Here is a 16,096-nt window from a genome sequence, read left to right as displayed (position 1 = left end):
TTCCAAATTGCCGCGATGCAATTTGGGGTGGCAGCTGTACGCGGGTTCGCGGACCGATCCCCGAGGCAGCTCGGCATACCCGAAGGTATCCCGCGCACAGTCGCCATGACACGAAACGACAGACACCCAAAAGTGTTGTTGTTCGGTGGAGCGATTATGCCTCAAGAATCGAGCCGCGACGCCCGGACGCTGAATTGTCAGCGACGGACAAAGGCTAGAGACGCAGCGTCCGACGGGCAACCTGAAAAACATGTGGGAAGGTTCTGATGTTTTTACCGTTCGATAAACATCATTGTCTGTAAGGCCGCCATCGCGAGCAGGCTCGCTCCCACAGTGGGTTGGCGTATGTCTGGGGGAGATTGATTGGCTGTCAGGGCGCCTTCGCGGGCAAGCCTCGCTCCTACAGTTGAATCGTGTACATCTGCGAGGTATCGGTCGGCTGTCAGGCCGTCTTCGCGGGCAAGCCTCGCGCCTACAGTGGAGCTGCGTACACAAGATATTCAGTGCGCAGAAACTCGCCGCGCAGCGGCATTACCGGGCGACAACGCCAACGCCACCTGCGTGCGATTATGCATATGCGTCAACCGCAACACCTGCGACACATAAAGCTTCACCGTGTTCTCGGTAATCCCCAACTCACAGGCAATCTGATAGTTGGTCTGCCCCTTGCCCACCAACCGCGCCACCTCCAACTGCCGCGGTGACAGCTGATTGAACACCGCCGGCATCTGCACCCGCTCCGCCTCACTGAATGCACCGTCAGCCGAATCAGACAAAGACGCCGAGGACGGCCCCCGACGAACCTTGTCCAGATCCTGATAAAGCTCATCGATCGATTCACACAGGTACTGCAGCTTCTGACTCAAATGCCCCAACTGCAGGTTTTTCTGCCGCTCCTGCAAGACCACTTCCTGACGCTGCAAACCTTCGAGCAACTCAGCCAGATCAATTGGTTTCTGATAGTAGTCAGCGAACCCGGCGCGCAAGGCCTTGATCACATCCTGCTTGTCTGCGCGCCCGGTGAGCATGATCGCCTCGAACGCCCGGTGCTTGCCGGATAACCGTTGCAGTGCCTGGATGAGCTCAATGCCATCCATGTCAGGCATCTGCAAATCACACAGCACCAGGCCGATATCCTCATATTCGTTGAAACGCTCGATCGCCTGCTTGCCGGACTGAGAAGGAACACAGCGATAACCATTGCGCTCGATGAACTCGCAAAGTTCTTCGACAATCAATGGTTCGTCATCGACCACAAGGACTTTTATTGCCGAGATAAGCTTGTTCACGTGTCACTCCATGCCAAGTATGGCTTGACCGTTCCTGTACCCTCTACCCATAGGCTGTACAACAACTGTTTTGAAAGTAGACGCACTTTCCAACGATGTACATAGAACGAGTGGCGCCCGGCAACTAATGCATCCAGACCAGCGTGAGCAACATGCCCACCAATACGAACGGCGCAAAGGGTTGCTTTTTTGACGTTCCTGGTCCCAGGTAACGAAGGCGATCCCTAAGCCCCTGCCCCATATACAGCCAGAGTCTTGGCGCCAGCAGCAGCCAGAATGCACTGGCCAATCCGGCGCCGATGAAGCCGCCGAGCAGGTGCATACCGTCCGTCGCAAGGCCCAGTGTTGCCATCAGTTTCACGTCGCCCGCCCCCAGGCGTCTCAAGGCGTAACCGGGCAAGGTGAAGGCCAGTGCCAACAAAAAAGCCCACCCGCCTTGCACCGCCTCGGCCCCCAACCATGTGGTGCCCGTCCACCACAGATAGCTTAGCGCCAACACACCTGCACCAAGGGTCAGGCCATTGGCGATGTGCCGCTCTCGGACATCCTGTGCTGCGCAAAGCGTCAGCCAGACCAGTAGGAAAAAGCTCTGCATCCGGTTAAAAAACGTCCGTTTTAGTTGAATGATTCTATGCTGATACTACGTCGTGATGGTCAGGGTAGACGCACTCATGAAAACAGGCCTCCCCCGCAAACAAAAAGGTGCCGTGGCGATTGAATTCGCCTTGGTGTTCGTCATCTTCTTCGCCGTGTTTTATGGGCTGGTCAGTTACAGCCTGCCGCTGTTGCTGATGCAATCGTTCAATCAATCGACGGCCGAAGCGGTGCGCCGCAGTGTGGCGCTGGACCCAAGCACCGCCAATTACGACACCGCCGTCAGAAACATAGCGACCACCGAACTGACCCGGCAACTGGCCTGGATTCCTGCCGCGCTGAACTTCAATGTGGCCACTGACGCCAGCGCCACCTACACCGGTGGCGTACTGACGGTCACCATCAACTACCCCACCAGTAAACTGAATCAAGTGCTGCCGTTCCTGGTGCTGCCGGGGATCGGTTCGGTGCCCAATCTGCCGGCGACCCTTACCGCCCGATCGAGCCTGCAATTTTGAGTTCCGGGGATAAGCTCTTCGGGCGTCTGCTCAACCGCCAACCGCCACAGCCCTCGAACAGTGCGGACACTGCGAGCGTGCAACGTGTCGGTTTGCAATTGCATCTGAATAACGAGGGCCGAGTGATTCACCAGACCGGCCCACTGCGGCATTTGCTGGCGCAACAAATGCCCGGCAAACAGGCTCCGCATCTGCTCGATTACCTCATGCCCCATAGCGGCCTGTCGGTCGAAGGCGCGCCTGCCGAGTGGCAGGGGCAGAGCCTGGACCTGGATTTTTTCAGCCTCGGCGAACAACCGCTGCATCTGCGTGGCTGGGTGCAGCCGTTGGGCGAAAACTGGTTGTTGCAGTTGATCGACATCGGCGACTTGTTGCTCGAACGCCGACAAGCGCGCAGCCGTGAACAATGCCAGTTGCTCGCGGCGCAGGTCAGCGAACAGTTGCGCCTGTGCAGCCTGACGCGCCTGCCCGAGGTGTTGGCGGAGCAACTGCAAGGCTTGGCCCAGCGTCTTCAGATCCCGTGCATGGCGATGGCCTTGCTCGACGAACAGGCCGAGGGTTGGCTGATCCACCAGCATTACGCGGCCTTCGATGCACCCCGGTTGTGGGACATCGATCAACGCCTGGGCACCGGACTCGACAGTTTGAATGGCTCCACCCCCCAGAAACTGACCCCCAGTGAACATCCGCGCCTGCAAAGCATCTTCGGCAATGCCGAAGGGTTCGCGGTGCCTTACCACAATGCCCAGGGGGTGGTCGCCTGGTTGCTCTGTGGTTTCTATTCTGTGCAACAGCGTGCCCCCGACCTGAGCGAGCGCGACTGGTTGCAACTCGCCGCCGCCCTGGCCGGGCCGCTGCTTGAGCGCTTGCGCGAGCATCAGCACCATCTGCAACTGGAGCGGCTAGAGTCTCTGCAAGCCTTGCTCGGCACCGGCTGGTGGGAGATCTTCAGCGACCAGGCCGAGGTGCAATTGGCGCCGTCGCTCGCCAATACGCTAAACCTTGCGAGCGCTCGTTTGCCGCTGCACGACTGGCTCGAGCAGATCCACCCCGCCGACCGTGAAGAGCTGACGATTCGCCTGCAAACCTTGCAGGACGAGGGCGCGCCATTGCTGCTGTGCGTGCGCCTGCATCGCCCCGATGTGGCGCAAACGCCGATCTGGTATCGACTGCAAGGCCAGGCCCTGGGCGTAGGCAGAAACCGGCGGCTGGTGGGTTTCATGCTCGACATCAGTGACATCAAGAATCAGCAGCAGAACGCCGCGGCCGCCCATGCCCGGCTGGACAACCTGATCGCCAGTTCACCGGCGGTGATCTACGTGCAGCGCTATGTCGAAGGTGCGCTGCAACCGACATTTTTCAGCGACAGCCTGTTGCCGCTGCTCGGTTGGTCACTCGCCGATTGTGCCGCCGGCACGCTGGTGGAATGGGTACATCCTGAGGACCGCGACGGCTATTTCGAACGCACCCGGCAACTGCTGCGCGAAGGTTCAGTGCGTGCGCGTTATCGGCTGCGCGACAGTCATGGCGATTACCACTGGCTGCTCGATGAGGCCAAATTGCTGCGCGACGATCTCGGGCTGCCGGTGGAAGCCGTGGGGCTGTGGCTGGATGTCACCGAAGCGACCCTGGCCGCCGAGAAAGTAAAACAGAGTGAAGAGCGCTATCGGATCCTGGTGGAAGATTCCCCGGCGATGATCTGCCGCTACCTTCCAGACCTGACGCTGACCTTCGGCAACCGCCCGCTGGCGACCTACCTGGAATGCCAGCCCGAGCAATTGCCGGGGGTGAACCTGGGCACCTGGATGTCGCCCGTACAGCGCGAAGCGTTCCTCCAGCGGCTCAGTCACCTGAGCCCGGAGTTCCCGGTCAGCACCGCGGAAATCAACCTGCAACTGCCGGGCCGGGAACACGCCTGGTGGGTCTGGTCGGATCGCGGGGTGTTCGACGAGCAGGGTCGCTTGCTGGAGATTCAAGCCGTGGGCCGTGACAACACCGAAGTCCGGCGCGCCCAGCAACAGCTCACCCAAAGCGCAAAAATGGCCACCCTCGGCGAAATGGCCACCGGGCTGGCCCATGAAATCAATCAGCCGTTGAACGTGATGCGCATGGCCATCGTCAATGTGCTCAAGCGCTTGAGCAATGGCGATGCGCAAATCGATTACCTGACAGACAAGCTCAACCGCATCGACGCGCAAGTCCAGCGCGCGGCGCGGGTGGTTGATCACATGCGGGTGTTCGGCCGGCGTTCGGAGATCGAGCAGCACCCGTTCAATCCGGCTCAAGCCATCGAGGGCACGCTGTCGCTGCTGTCCGAAGGCATGCGCGGCAAAGGGATCGAGCTGCGGGTCAGCGAGACCGGTTTTGAGGTGCAGGTGCGCGGTTACGTCGATCAATTGGAACAGGTGCTGATCAATCTGATGGTCAATGCGCGGGATGCGCTGCTGAGCAAACGCGAGGCCGACCGGGAGTTCAAACCGTGGATTTCTGTGTATGCCGAACGTGATGAATACTCGGTGCGACTGTGGGTCGAGGACAACGGCGGTGGTATCGATCCGAGGCTGCTGGAGCGGATTTTCGAACCCTTCTTCACCACCAAACCGGTGGGCGTCGGCACCGGCCTCGGGTTGTCGGTGAGTTACGGCATCGTCGCAAACATGGGCGGTCAGTTGAGTGTCAGAAACTCGACCGAGGGCGCGCGGTTTTGTATCGAGTTGCCGATTGTCGCGGGCGATCAGATCACCAGCGTCGCGCGCCCTGAGTGACAGCTAAGATTGGCGCCGACGTCGACCTTGTTCAAATCGATCCCAAGGCTTAACAGCAAGGTGTTGATCAAGCTGTCGAGCAATGGGCTGAGCACGCTGTTGATCGCGCTGATCAGCAAGGTGGTGACGCTGCTCAGGATCGTCCCCAGACCGCTGACGAGACTGCCCGACGGGCCATACATGTCCACGTGAATGTTAAGCGGGGTGTTGAGCAGATTGCTGACAATGCTGCTGGTGGTGAACGAGTAGTAGAACGGTGGCTGGTTGATTTCCGGCAGGCTGGTGGCGGGTGGTGCGGAGTAGACGTGGGAAATGTTGGCGTTCGCCGCCACGCTGGTGTCGGCAACGATATCGATGCCGCCACCGACGCCGGGCACACGCGGATCGCAGGTAATGGGCAACAACAGAAGCCGGCGACAGGTTTTGATCCCGATATCGATGACCTTCAACGGCTGCACCGTGACCGTCGGCGGCGTGGTGTTGCTGCCGAACATGCTGGCCGAGTCGATCCGGCCGATTTTCAGGTTCACCAGCGATGTGCTGGTGCTGGTGGTCAGGGTTTTGTTGGTGTTGCTGAGGCAACTGTAGGCCGTGACGTAACTGCTGGCGCTGGCGACGTCCAGCGCCACGTCGAGCCGTATCGGCCCCGGCAACACGATGATGTCGGGTGTCTGGCAGGGCACGCCCAAGGCACAGGTCAGTGAATTGAGCACCGCCACCAGGTTGAGATTGAGCAACGCGTTTAGGGTGTTGGTCAGCGGTCCTGCGAGATCGGTCACCGCATTGACCAGCGCCACAATGGCGTCGAGCGCCGGCAAGTCGATCGACAGCAAGGTGCGAACCTGCGCGGTTCTCACATAGATCCGGTTGGGTCCCAGCGGATCCAGCGCCGCGTTTTTCGGGTTGCCGATTGCCGAGAGTTGCGGCGGCTCCAGGACCTGCACCCGGGCCGTGATTTGCGCCAGCCCCGCCAGATTGATCGGCAGCGTTGCCACCAGACCGTTTTTCTTGTTGGCCAGTTGCACGATGCCTTCGATCAGGTTGAACACGCTCACGTTAGTCGCCAACGCCGACATGTTGCTGCCGTTCTCGACGTGCAGCATATTGCCCAGCACCACGGTCGTTGAGCCCGCGGCAACCTTGAGTGCTTGCAGCCCGACGATGGTCGCCGTCGCGCCAAGGGTGCCGCCGGGGTCCAGCACATTGACGGCGGTCTGGATCAGCTGGCTGACGGCCACCGAAGTGCCCAATACCTGGTCATACCCGGCGGCGCTGAGACCGAGGTCGACCTTCAGTCGATCGAGGTAACCGAGCAGGCTGATATTGGTGTTCATCAACCCCTGCCAGCCCGCCACAGAGAGATTCAGATTGCCGCCCAGCAACCCGCCGAACAGTGCATTGAGGGTTGCCGACTTACTGGTATCGATAGTCAACACCGTACTGCGGATGGTCAACGAGGCCAGCGGTGGCGGCAACGCTGCGACGGCGGTCGCGGTCAGGTTAAGGGTCGCCCCGGCTGGAGCGCCGTCGAACAGGGCGCCAATGCCACCGGCGAAACTCTGCGGGATCGAATGGCTGGCGAGTACCCGAATGGCTTCGCTGCTGCTCGGATCAGCCGTAAAAACCCGAAGATTGTTGGCGTCCAGAGCCAAGGTGCCACAGGCCACCGTCAGGCTGCGCGTGGGGTCAGGAAGGGTGAAATTGTTGCGGTTTGCGCTGGCGGTGGCATAGGCGGTCGCGGTGGCACCCACGGCGCAATCGCCGTTGCGCGTGGCAGCCTCCAGCGCGGCCATGTCCGCCACTCGTTGCAAGCTGCGTTTTTCCAGATACAGGCGGCCGCTGTCGATCACGACCAGCAGAAACACCAAGGCCATGCCCAGGGTCACCACGGCCATCAAACCGATCGCTCCCCGTTGCCGGGCCGGGCTACGAAACTGCAAGCAGGGAGACATGACGCACTCCTTTGCCGGCGCACTGCCGAGGGCTACCTCCATTGGTGAGAAGCAGTGTAGACAAGGGTTCGCCAGATTGCTGGCAACATGCCATCCAAGACAACAAAAACCCAATGTGGGAATGGACTTATTTTGGGCTTGTATGACGACGAAGATCCTGTAGGAGCGAGGCTTCCCCGCGAAGAAAATACCGCGGTTTTTCAGGCATTACGCGTTATCGTTCTTCGCGGGGAAGCCTCGCTCCTACAGGGGGCTGTGGTGTTGGATCGCTCAGCGTTTAGTGCGGTGGATAGTTAGCCAATATCCGTCCGACCGTCTCGTGGATTTTATTGCTGCGATCCTGCGGGTTCGGTGTGCGGCTGAGCGTCTGCTCGTCGCTGCCGCGCCATACCAGTTTGCCGTCCTTGCCATCGAGCAGGTCGATCTGGATGGTCGCTACCTTATAGCTGACGTTGCGGGTTTCGGTGTACATCGGCCCGCCCCAGTAGCCGTACCATGGGCCACCATAACCGCCGCCATAGTTAGTGCTCACCTGTTGCTGGCGGTCTTCGACGATCAGGTAGGCCTGCACTTTCAGATCCGAACTGGCACCGGCGGCGGCCGGACGCAAGCCACGCTGATCCAGCTGATCGGCAACGGATTGGCGGATACGTTGTTCGGTCAGATCACTCTTGATCCGTGGGTCATTGGGACGGTATTGCACGGCGGGCTCTTTCCAGCTCCAGCTACGGTAGGCAGCAAAGTCGCGGCTGGCATCGAAGTCATGATTGACCTGGTTGGCGGCGCAGGCAGTGAGCAGCGCGGCCATGGCCAGTAAAGCGAGGCGGCGGAACATGATTTTTCTCCGATAGAAGACATGCACCTGCGGGAGGCTTCTTGTACGGGAAGCTAATTAGGAGGATACGCCGACATGGCCTTTTCGACAGCTTCGCGTATGGCATCGGCACGCTCGCTCTGGCTGCCCTGATTGCTGGTTTCGGCACTGGCACTCCACACTGGCTGACCGGTGCCCGCGTCGAACAGATCGACCTGCACCACCACGACTTGTACCTGATAAGTACGGATGACCGGCACGGTGTTGTACATCCCGTAACCGCTGCCGTAGCGGTTGTAACCGCCATAACCACCGCCGTAGTAACCGCCACCGTAACCATAGTCGTCCTGAACCTGACGCAAGCGGGTTTCCAGGCGCAAATCGGCACTGACCAACAGGTCCGCCGGACGGTTGTCGTGCAGCGGGCGCAAGCCGCGTTGATCGAGGGCATTGCTAACCGCTTCGGCCACCTGCGCCGAATCGGCCCAGGCAGTGCCCGGTGGCAGGCGCCCGTTGAGCCAGGTCCAGCTGCGATAGCGCCCGTAATCCCGTGGCGGCGCCGGGTAGGCGCTGCGGTCGAAGGTGGTGGCGGCCTGGGGCGGTGCCGGTGGCAGGGGATTGGATGTCGCGACATAAGGGTTGCTGCCCTGACAGGCCGCCAACCCGAGACAGATCACCAGTAACCCTGAACGACTTTTCATTACGAGCTCCGGTCAGATCGGCCGACAGATCCAGTGCAAATAGCGCCCAAGCCCGGCGAAGCTTGGGTGGCGGCGGTGAGCCAGTTCCATTTCCAGCAAGTCCGGCAGTTCGACGCGGGCCTGGAATTCCACCGGCATGTAGTCGTAAAAAACCCGCACCCCACTCTGGGTTTCGACCTGCCACATGCTCTCAAGTTGCGCCGCCAGTTCCCGTGGATCCAGCGGCTGCTGCGGGGTCAGGCTCTGCTTCTCACCGGCCATGTCATTCTTGCGCATCTTGCGGAAATGACCCTTGAGCAGGTTGCGGTAGATCAACGCATCGCGGTTGTAGAACGCCAGGGACAACCAGCCATCCGGCTTCGTCAACTGATGCAGCACCGGCAAAATCGCATGGGGTTCGGCCAGCCATTCCAGCACGGCGTGGCACAGCACCAGGTCGTAGGGTTCGGTGAGCTGACCGAGCAGATCCTGCCATGGCGCCTGAATGAACGTCGCCGTCTGCCCCGCTTCGGCGAAGCGCTGACGGGCGCCTTCAAGCATCGGTTCGGCGGGCTCGGCGAGGGTCACCTGATGACCGCGCTCGGCCAGCCACAACGACATGTGGCCCAGACCGGCGCCGATGTCCAGTACGCGCAACGGGCGGTCCGGCAGGGCTTCAGCCAGGTCGGCCTGCAGCACCGCGAGACGGATTGCACCTTTGGCGCCACCGTAGATTTTTTCGGCGAAACGAGTCGCCAGCTGATCGAAATGACGGTCGCTCATCAGCTGAACCGCCGTTCGCTGTCCGCGAGTTTGCTGCGCACCACTTCATTCATGTCCAACCCCAACTCGCTGCACAGCAGCAATAGATACAGCACGATGTCGCCGATTTCCTGCCCGGCATGGGCGAGCTTGTCCGCCGGTAACTGGCGCGACTGGTCTTCGCTCAGCCACTGGAAAATCTCCACCAGCTCGGACATTTCCACGCTCGCGGCCATGGCCAGGTTTTTCGGGCTGTGAAATTGCCGCCAGTCATTGCGGTCGCGAATGGCGTGCAGGCGTTCGGTCAGTTCAACAAGGTTCATCGGGCTCTCCTGAAGGCGTATAGCTTCCGGGGGATGGCGGGTGAAGGCAAGTGGAAGCGTTGTGCCTGCGCACTTTGCGCCATACTCCAAAAGATCGCAGCCTTCGGCAGCTCCTACGGGAACTCGACAGCACGATTAATAGCCCAAGGCTCGGATCCGGCAACCACGCCACCACTCCATCAGGACGTACACATGCAGGTAGAAAGCTTTTTCGAATGGCTCGGCCAGATAATCGGTTCGGCTATCCGGTTCATCATCGACGCCCTCAGTGGTCTGTTCAACCTGTTGAGCAACGCCGGCAGCAATTTTGTCGAAGGGTTGGCCCAGGCACTGGGCATGGACACTTCGATCGTCAGCATCATCACGCTGATCATTGGGCTGATACTGTTGTGGGCAGCGATCCGCGCCTTCATGAACGCGTCGATCATCATGGGGATTATCTGGTTGTTGCTGGGGTTGTGGTTGCTGAGCTGGATTATTCATTAAGGTAACCCACCATCAATGTGGGAGCGGGCTTGCTCGCGAAAGCGGTGTGTCAGTCGACTGACATGTTGAATGTAAGAAAGCCTTCGCGAGCAAGCCCGCTCCCACATTAGATCTCTGATGTTTTGTAGATTGCGTTCGCTTAGCTGAACACAATCTGCCGCTACAATGCAGGCGCCCCCAAGGAGCCTGCATGTCCAACCTGATTGCCGACTGGCGCGACCGTCCGACCCATCGTCGAGTCTGGGCGCTCGCCGCCCCGATGATTCTCTCGAACATTTCCGTACCGCTGGTAGCGCTGGTCGACAGTACCGTCGTCGGCCATCTGCCCCATGCTCATCAACTCGGCGCTGTCGCGGTGGGCGCCAGTCTGTACACCTTTCTCGCCTGGGCCATGAGTTTTCTGCGCATGGGTTCCACCGGGTTCGCCGCCCAGGCTGCCGGGCGCGGGGATGGCGCAGCGTTGCGGCAGATTTTGCTCCAGGGTTTATTGTTGGCCATGGGCCTGGCCCTGCTGTTGGGGGCGCTGGGCGTGCCGTTGAGCGGGGTCGCGTTGCACTTCATGCAACCGTCGGCGGAGCTGGATCAGCTCACCCGCGAGTTCTTCCACACGCGGCTGTTCGGGTTGCCGGCGGCGCTGGCCAGCTACGCACTGGTGGGCTGGTTCCTCGGCACTCAGAATGCTCGGGCGCCGCTGGCGATTCTGCTGAGCACCAACTTGATCAACATCGCGCTGAACCTCTGGTTCGTGCTCGGTCTGGAGTGGGGCGTGGTCGGCGCGGCCCGGGCCTCGGTGATCGCCGAGTGGACCGGCGCGCTGGTCGGCCTGTTCATGACCCGCAAGGCTCTGCGCGCTTATCCCGGCCATATCGCCTGGGCCGCGCTGGCGTTGTGGCAGAGCTGGCGCCCATTGCTGGCGGTCAATCGCGACATTTTCATCCGCAGCCTGGCGTTGCAGTCGGTATTTTTCCTGATCACCGTGCAGGGCGCGCGGCTGGGCGATGCCACCGTCGCCGCCAATGCATTGCTGCTTAACGGTCTGCTGCTGACCGCCCACGCTCTGGACGGTCTGGCTCATGCCGTAGAAGCCCTGTGCGGACACGCCATCGGTGCTCGCGACCGAGAGGCCCTGCGCCACTCATTGGTGGTGGCGTGCGGTTGGTCATTGCTGGCGAGTGTGGGATTTGCCTTGCTGTTTCTGTTCGCCGGGCACCTGTTCATCGAGATGCAGACCGACATCCAGAGCGTGCGCGACACCGCCTTCCTTTACCTGCCTTACCTCGCGGTACTGCCGCTGATTGCCGTCTGGAGTTACCTGCTCGACGGTCTGTTCATCGGCGCCACCCGCGCCTGGGAAATGCGCAACGGCATGCTACTGACGGTGATCCTGCTGCTGCCCTTCGCCTGGGCGCTGCAAGGCTTGGGCAACCATGGACTGTGGATAACCTTCCTGTTGTTCATGTTGATGCGCAGTCTGATCCTTGGCGCGTTCGCCTGGTACTTGCGCAAGCACGACAGCTGGCTCAACGGATGACGAGGGTCAGCTTCAGGCTTGATCGTTCTGCCATAGATTACGCAGGCTATCGAGACGCTCCTGCTGGGTGGCTCCCGACAACGGCTGCCCGGCCACTGCGTCGGGATGCTGCAAGCGCAACCATAACCAGCCATCGAGCACCGGACGTTCGCTGAAACCCAGCGCCAGCCCTTCCTGCAGGTAAGCCCACAAGGTGTAGTAGTCGGTGCCGGTGGATCGGCTCCAGTGCCAGGCGTGTTGTTCCAGCAGGCAGGTTTGCAAGGTATCTCGCTGACGCGGGGTAAGGTTTTCTTCGATGGCCAGTGGCCGGACGGCAAGCTGCGGGTTCAACAACTGCTGCCAGCCTTGACAGCCAATGGCCCGGTCGGCCCAGGTGCCGCCGAACCAGCGCAACTGCTCGATCGGACCTAGCCAGCGACTCAGCTCCTGCGCATCGCAGGCATCGAAAAAATAACTCGCCGTGTGTGGATTGTAGTAACTCAACAAAGCCCGGTGATGCAGACCCAAGGTGACCACGAGCATGCGTCGCAAATGCTCCAGCAGCTGCGATGGCGATGCTTCACTGACCAGCAGTAACCCGCTCCAGGCATGGGGTGCACTTTGGCACAGTTCGGCCAGTGCCGGGCACTCGCGAAGGTCGACCAGCACCGGCCCGAGTTCACGCAACGGGTGAAATTCGGTGCCTTCGAACAGGCGGAACCATCGAGCATGAGCAAACTGTTGCCGTAAACTCGCACCGGCCTGAGGCATGCCTGGCACATCGAGCAACAGCCATTGCGGGGCCGAGTCGGTCGCCTGAGCGGCGATCATGCCGCACCACTCTGGCCAAGCTGCATCGCCGCCCGGCAGGTACAAAAGGACTGCGCGCAATGACTGAAACTGCCGCCGCCGGGCAGCAGGCACAGGAGCACCAAGGGTTCGCTGGCTTGCAGCAAGCCCTGCAAGCCCTCGATCGCCGGGCTAACATCGGTCGTCAAAGAGGGTTGCAGGTCGGGCATGACTGGCTCTGCGCTCGACGCTGCGCCGGGAAGAAATCCGCTGATCACGGGTTGGTCCGGGTCGCCTTCGATAAAGCTCACCAGCACCTGCGCGCCTTCACTCAACGGCAAGGTGCCCGCGCCGTCCAGCTCGGGAGCCAACGGCAACCAGCAGTGGCTGGGCGCTGCGCCCTCACCCTGATAAAGCCAGTCAAACTGCACCGCTACCGGTCTGGACAGATCCGGTTGAGACTCATCGACCTCGACCACCCACGCCCGCTGCAGGCTGTGCATCCTGGGTTTCACGACCGAATCAGCCGCCACGAAAGGCATTTCCTGCACAACGGCGCGCAGTTGGTTGCTATAAGGAAGCCCCGGTTCCTGCCCTCCCAGATGTTCGACACGGGTCAGTAGCCAGAGACGATTCCAGTCCACGCTCGGATGGCCGGACAGCGGCATCAGTTGACCACTGCGCAATGTCGCCAGATTCGTCTGGCCTTCGGCGATCTGCCCGCAACCGTGAAGCTTGAACTGATGCACTCCTGGCCGCTCGCCCTCCCCCTCGAAGTTGCCTTCTTCGCCACAGCGAAACTGCCCATCACCGAACACCAGACAGTGTCCGCGTGCGCAGTGTTCGAAGGAGTAATGAAGCCGCGCCTGGGCGCACAGACGCTGGAGAAATTGCAGGTCCGATTCCCGGTACTGCGTGCAGAAATCACGGGGCGGGTAATCGCCACTCAGGTCGAAGCGCTGATCCTGGCCGGTAATGCCGTGCTCCTTGAGCACCTGAGCGAGAATCTCCGGCACCGAACGATGGCTGAAGATTCGTTGATTGAAGCGCTGGGCCAGACATGCCAGCCTGGGACCCAGACGGACACGACAGAGCCTGGGCTCACCGCCATGGCCGAGCTGAACGAGGCCAAGCAACTGCCCGTGAATACCCTGCCCCTCAGGCCCGAAGTGCAAAAAGGCCGAGCGGTACAGCAGGCTTGCGAGGTCCAGCGTCGGGTCACTGTTCAGCAGATCCACGTCGAACATAAAAGGCTCGCTGATGGCTTCGCTACCGGTAAAGGCCAAGACCTCAAAGGGGTCGGGAAGACCCGCTATATCCAGACGAAATGATGGCTCGTTGGCTGGATCGAACATCGGCGATTCTCTACAGGAGGGGCGGCCGGGGATTCTCGCTGAGAGACATGGCCGAGTAGAGTGCCGAAGTACAACTTAGGAAATGACCTACGCGAAAAGAAGACCACATCGCTGGATAGCCCGGTCTGTGGGTCATTTCGCTTGAAAAGAGAGAAGTGTCGCACCAGGTCATCTGAAATTTCCCCAACGTATGGAGAATTTTCAGACAACCCGATGAGAACGGAACCTTACCTCAAGAAGACAGGTAAGACGAACGGGTCAGGCCCAGACGTAAGGCATCGAGGAACTGGGTGCGCTCGGCGGCGCTGATGCGGGCGCTGGCGCACTTGTCGCGGTAGTGGGTCATCAGCTCTTCCGGCGACAAGTGTACGTAACGCAGCATGTCTTCGATGGTGTCGTGGGTTTCGATACCGGCGTGGTACACGCTACCGTCGGCGTTCTGGTAGATGTTCACCGAGTCGGTGTCACCGAACAGGTTGTGCATGTCGCCGAGAATTTCCTGGTAGGCACCAACGAGGAAAATCCCCAGCAGATAGTCTTCACCTTCGTTCAAACCGTGTACCGGCAGGCTGGTTTCGATGCTCTGCTCATCGACGTATTGCTTGATCTTGCCGTCGGAGTCGCAGGTCAGGTCTTGCAGCACCGCACGGCGCAGCGGCTCTTCGTCGAGACGGTGCAGCGGCAGGATCGGCAGGACCTGGCCGATGGCCCAGGTGTCCGGCAGGCTCTGGAATACCGAGAAATTGCAGATGTACTTGTCGGCCAGCTTGTCGTTGAGTTCGTCGAGCACCTGACGGTGGGAACGCTGACGGGCCTTCAACGAGTTATGCAGGCGGCGGCAAACGGCGAAGTAGCATTGCTCGGCCAGGGCTTTTTGCGCCAGGGTCAGCTTGCCATCGGCGTATTGAGTGGCCACGTCGCTCATGTAGTGCGTGGCGCGCCAGTAGGTCTCGGTGACCATTTCGATGTCGGTCGGGCCGAGCAGGTCAACCAGCCACTGCACGGTTTCCGGCAGCTCTTCCTTGTTATCGATCTTCGGCACGTCGTCGTTGTGTTTCTCGACGTCGGTCACCTGCACCACCAGCATGGCGTGGTGAGCGGTCAGGGAGCGGCCACTTTCAGAGAAGATGTTCGGGTGCGGCAGGCTCTGCGCGTCGCAGAACTCCTTGAGCATCCCGACCACGACACCGGCGTAATCGTCCATGTCGTAGTTGATCGAACTGGCATTACGCGAGTGAGTGCCATCGTAGTCGACACCCAGACCGCCGCCGACGTCGATGTGATCCACCGGCAGACCAAGGTTGCGCAGCTCGCCGTAGTAACGGATCGCTTCCTTGAAGCCGTGCTGGTAGTCCGCCAGGTTGGCAATCTGCGAGCCCATGTGGAAGTGCAGCAGGCGAATGCCCTGATCCAGGCCGGCAGCGCGGAAACGCTCGACCACCGACAGCAGTTGCGCCGCCGACAGGCCGAACTTGGATTTTTCGCCACCGGTGTCTGCCCACTTGCTCGACGCCAGGGACGACAGGCGCACGCGCAGGCCGACCTGCGGCTTGACCTTGAGCGACGCCGCTTCTTCGATCACCAGGCCGACTTCGGATTCTTTCTCGATCACGATGAATACGTTGTGACCGAGCTTCTGGCCCATCAGCGCCAGACGGATGAACTCGCGGTCCTTGTAACCGTTGCAGACGATGGTGCCGCCCTTCGGCGCCAGCGCCAGCACCGCCAGCAGTTCCGGCTTGGAGCCGGCTTCCAGACCGATCGATACGTTCTGGGTGGCAATGATGTTTTCGATCACCGCTTCCTGCTGGTTAACCTTGATCGGGTACAGCGCGGTGTACTTGCTCTGGTATTCCAGGCGTTCGATGTTGGCGTCGAACGCGCCGGTCAGTTGACGCACGCGGTCTTGCAGGATGTCGGGGAAACGCACCAGCAACGGCAAGGACAAACCGCTTTTGCGCAGTTGGTCGACTTGCTCGAACAGGTCGATAGATGAACTGGTCGGGCCGTTCGGACGAACTTCGACGCGACCGGCGTCATTGATCGCGAAATACCCGGCCCCCCAATGGCGAATCCCGTAAACACTGCGGCTGTCCGCAACTGTCCATTGGCTGCCATCGTCTTTGCGTGTGCGTCGTACGGACATCGAAGTCCCCTATAAAGAAGTCATAGAGCGTCGCCTGGGTTCAGGCCGGCGCAGTCTAAAGAATGAAAATGACGATTCGTCAACGAGGGGGTAGACCTCGCTGACCGCAGTGA

General features: G+C 60.5%; 14 protein-coding genes. 4 read left to right on the top strand and 10 right to left on the bottom strand.

Annotation, left to right across the window (positions count from 1 at the left end; genetic code table 11):
• Nucleotides 1–500: 500 nt before the first annotated feature.
• Nucleotides 501–1,289 carry a response regulator transcription factor gene (locus CKW20_RS11345; protein ID WP_095052979.1) on the bottom strand — a complete coding sequence of 263 codons (789 nt, stop codon included), beginning with the start codon at nucleotides 1,287–1,289 and terminating at the stop codon, nucleotides 501–503.
• Nucleotides 1,290–1,413: 124 nt separating this feature from the next.
• Nucleotides 1,414–1,884, bottom strand: a complete 471-nt coding sequence (locus CKW20_RS11340) for a prepilin peptidase (protein WP_095052978.1) — start codon at nucleotides 1,882–1,884, stop codon at nucleotides 1,414–1,416.
• A gap of 76 nt (nucleotides 1,885–1,960) precedes the next feature.
• On the opposite strand from CKW20_RS11340, the gene CKW20_RS11335 reads away from it, so the two are divergent.
• Together CKW20_RS11335 and CKW20_RS11330 are read left to right on the top strand one after the other, a co-directional pair.
• Nucleotides 1,961–2,401 carry a TadE/TadG family type IV pilus assembly protein gene (locus CKW20_RS11335; protein ID WP_030128227.1) on the top strand — a complete coding sequence of 147 codons (441 nt, stop codon included), beginning with the start codon at nucleotides 1,961–1,963 and terminating at the stop codon, nucleotides 2,399–2,401.
• Nucleotides 2,398–5,166, top strand: a complete 2,769-nt coding sequence (locus CKW20_RS11330; RefSeq protein WP_095052977.1) for an ATP-binding protein — start codon at nucleotides 2,398–2,400, stop codon at nucleotides 5,164–5,166. The genes CKW20_RS11335 and CKW20_RS11330 overlap by 4 nt, the downstream gene beginning before the upstream one ends.
• On the opposite strand, the gene CKW20_RS11325 is transcribed toward CKW20_RS11330, so the two are convergent.
• From CKW20_RS11325 to CKW20_RS11305, 5 genes are all read right to left on the bottom strand, one after another.
• Nucleotides 5,136–7,118, bottom strand: coding sequence for a pilus assembly protein TadG-related protein (locus CKW20_RS11325; protein WP_095052976.1), 1,983 nt, complete (start codon nucleotides 7,116–7,118; stop codon nucleotides 5,136–5,138). The genes CKW20_RS11330 and CKW20_RS11325 overlap by 31 nt on opposite strands.
• A gap of 277 nt (nucleotides 7,119–7,395) precedes the next feature.
• Nucleotides 7,396–7,953, bottom strand: a complete 558-nt coding sequence (locus CKW20_RS11320) for a DUF4136 domain-containing protein (RefSeq protein ID WP_095052975.1) — start codon at nucleotides 7,951–7,953, stop codon at nucleotides 7,396–7,398.
• Nucleotides 7,954–8,006: 53 nt separating this feature from the next.
• Nucleotides 8,007–8,633, bottom strand: coding sequence for a DUF4136 domain-containing protein (locus tag CKW20_RS11315; protein ID WP_095052974.1), 627 nt, complete (start codon nucleotides 8,631–8,633; stop codon nucleotides 8,007–8,009).
• Nucleotides 8,634–8,645: 12 nt separating this feature from the next.
• Complete coding sequence (locus CKW20_RS11310) at nucleotides 8,646–9,395, bottom strand: methyltransferase domain-containing protein (RefSeq protein ID WP_095052973.1); 750 nt, start codon at nucleotides 9,393–9,395, stop codon at nucleotides 8,646–8,648.
• A complete protein-coding gene (locus CKW20_RS11305; protein WP_095052972.1) occupies nucleotides 9,395–9,697 on the bottom strand; it encodes a MazG-like family protein in 303 nt (100 codons plus the stop codon). The genes CKW20_RS11310 and CKW20_RS11305 overlap by 1 nt, the downstream gene beginning before the upstream one ends.
• Nucleotides 9,698–9,889: 192 nt before the next feature.
• Here CKW20_RS11305 and CKW20_RS11300 point away from each other — a divergent pair, with 192 nt between their 5' ends.
• Complete coding sequence (locus tag CKW20_RS11300; RefSeq protein ID WP_095052971.1) at nucleotides 9,890–10,183, top strand: hypothetical protein; 294 nt, start codon at nucleotides 9,890–9,892, stop codon at nucleotides 10,181–10,183.
• A gap of 190 nt (nucleotides 10,184–10,373) precedes the next feature.
• Nucleotides 10,374–11,714 carry an MATE family efflux transporter gene (locus tag CKW20_RS11295; RefSeq protein ID WP_095052970.1) on the top strand — a complete coding sequence of 447 codons (1,341 nt, stop codon included), beginning with the start codon at nucleotides 10,374–10,376 and terminating at the stop codon, nucleotides 11,712–11,714.
• Between the two features lie 12 nt (nucleotides 11,715–11,726).
• On the opposite strand, the gene CKW20_RS11290 is transcribed toward CKW20_RS11295, so the two are convergent.
• From CKW20_RS11290 to speA, 3 genes are all read right to left on the bottom strand, one after another.
• Nucleotides 11,727–12,524 (bottom strand): DUF4123 domain-containing protein, encoded by a 798-nt coding sequence (locus tag CKW20_RS11290; protein WP_095052969.1) that lies wholly within the window; start codon nucleotides 12,522–12,524, stop codon nucleotides 11,727–11,729.
• Nucleotides 12,521–13,837, bottom strand: a complete 1,317-nt coding sequence (locus CKW20_RS11285) for a contractile injection system protein, VgrG/Pvc8 family (RefSeq protein WP_095052968.1) — start codon at nucleotides 13,835–13,837, stop codon at nucleotides 12,521–12,523. The genes CKW20_RS11290 and CKW20_RS11285 overlap by 4 nt, the downstream gene beginning before the upstream one ends.
• A 232-nt stretch (nucleotides 13,838–14,069) precedes the next feature.
• Nucleotides 14,070–15,983: an arginine decarboxylase gene (gene speA, locus CKW20_RS11280; RefSeq protein WP_095052967.1), complete on the bottom strand. Its 1,914-nt coding sequence runs from the start codon at nucleotides 15,981–15,983 to the stop codon at nucleotides 14,070–14,072.
• Nucleotides 15,984–16,096 lie beyond the last annotated feature (113 nt).

It is taken from the genome of Pseudomonas sp. Irchel s3b2 (assembly GCF_900187445.1).
Taxonomy (GTDB): domain Bacteria; phylum Pseudomonadota; class Gammaproteobacteria; order Pseudomonadales; family Pseudomonadaceae; genus Aquipseudomonas.
This window is presented reverse-complemented; position numbering and strand designations above follow the sequence as displayed.

What these genes read in the sequence shown, in the direction of transcription:
- CKW20_RS11340 (WP_095052978.1), bottom strand. Translation starts at nt 1,884, where the DNA reads ATGCAGAGCTTTTTCCTACTGGTCTGGCTGACGCTTTGCGCAGCACAG.
- CKW20_RS11335 (WP_030128227.1), top strand. Translation starts at nt 1,961, where the DNA reads ATGAAAACAGGCCTCCCCCGCAAACAAAAAGGTGCCGTGGCGATTGAA.
- CKW20_RS11325 (WP_095052976.1), bottom strand. Translation starts at nt 7,118, where the DNA reads ATGTCTCCCTGCTTGCAGTTTCGTAGCCCGGCCCGGCAACGGGGAGCG.
- CKW20_RS11320 (WP_095052975.1), bottom strand. Translation starts at nt 7,953, where the DNA reads ATGTTCCGCCGCCTCGCTTTACTGGCCATGGCCGCGCTGCTCACTGCC.
- CKW20_RS11315 (WP_095052974.1), bottom strand. Translation starts at nt 8,633, where the DNA reads ATGAAAAGTCGTTCAGGGTTACTGGTGATCTGTCTCGGGTTGGCGGCC.
- CKW20_RS11310 (WP_095052973.1), bottom strand. Translation starts at nt 9,395, where the DNA reads ATGAGCGACCGTCATTTCGATCAGCTGGCGACTCGTTTCGCCGAAAAA.
- CKW20_RS11305 (WP_095052972.1), bottom strand. Translation starts at nt 9,697, where the DNA reads ATGAACCTTGTTGAACTGACCGAACGCCTGCACGCCATTCGCGACCGC.
- CKW20_RS11300 (WP_095052971.1), top strand. Translation starts at nt 9,890, where the DNA reads ATGCAGGTAGAAAGCTTTTTCGAATGGCTCGGCCAGATAATCGGTTCG.
- CKW20_RS11295 (WP_095052970.1), top strand. Translation starts at nt 10,374, where the DNA reads ATGTCCAACCTGATTGCCGACTGGCGCGACCGTCCGACCCATCGTCGA.
- CKW20_RS11290 (WP_095052969.1), bottom strand. Translation starts at nt 12,524, where the DNA reads ATGATCGCCGCTCAGGCGACCGACTCGGCCCCGCAATGGCTGTTGCTC.
- CKW20_RS11285 (WP_095052968.1), bottom strand. Translation starts at nt 13,837, where the DNA reads ATGTTCGATCCAGCCAACGAGCCATCATTTCGTCTGGATATAGCGGGT.
- speA (WP_095052967.1), bottom strand. Translation starts at nt 15,983, where the DNA reads ATGTCCGTACGACGCACACGCAAAGACGATGGCAGCCAATGGACAGTT.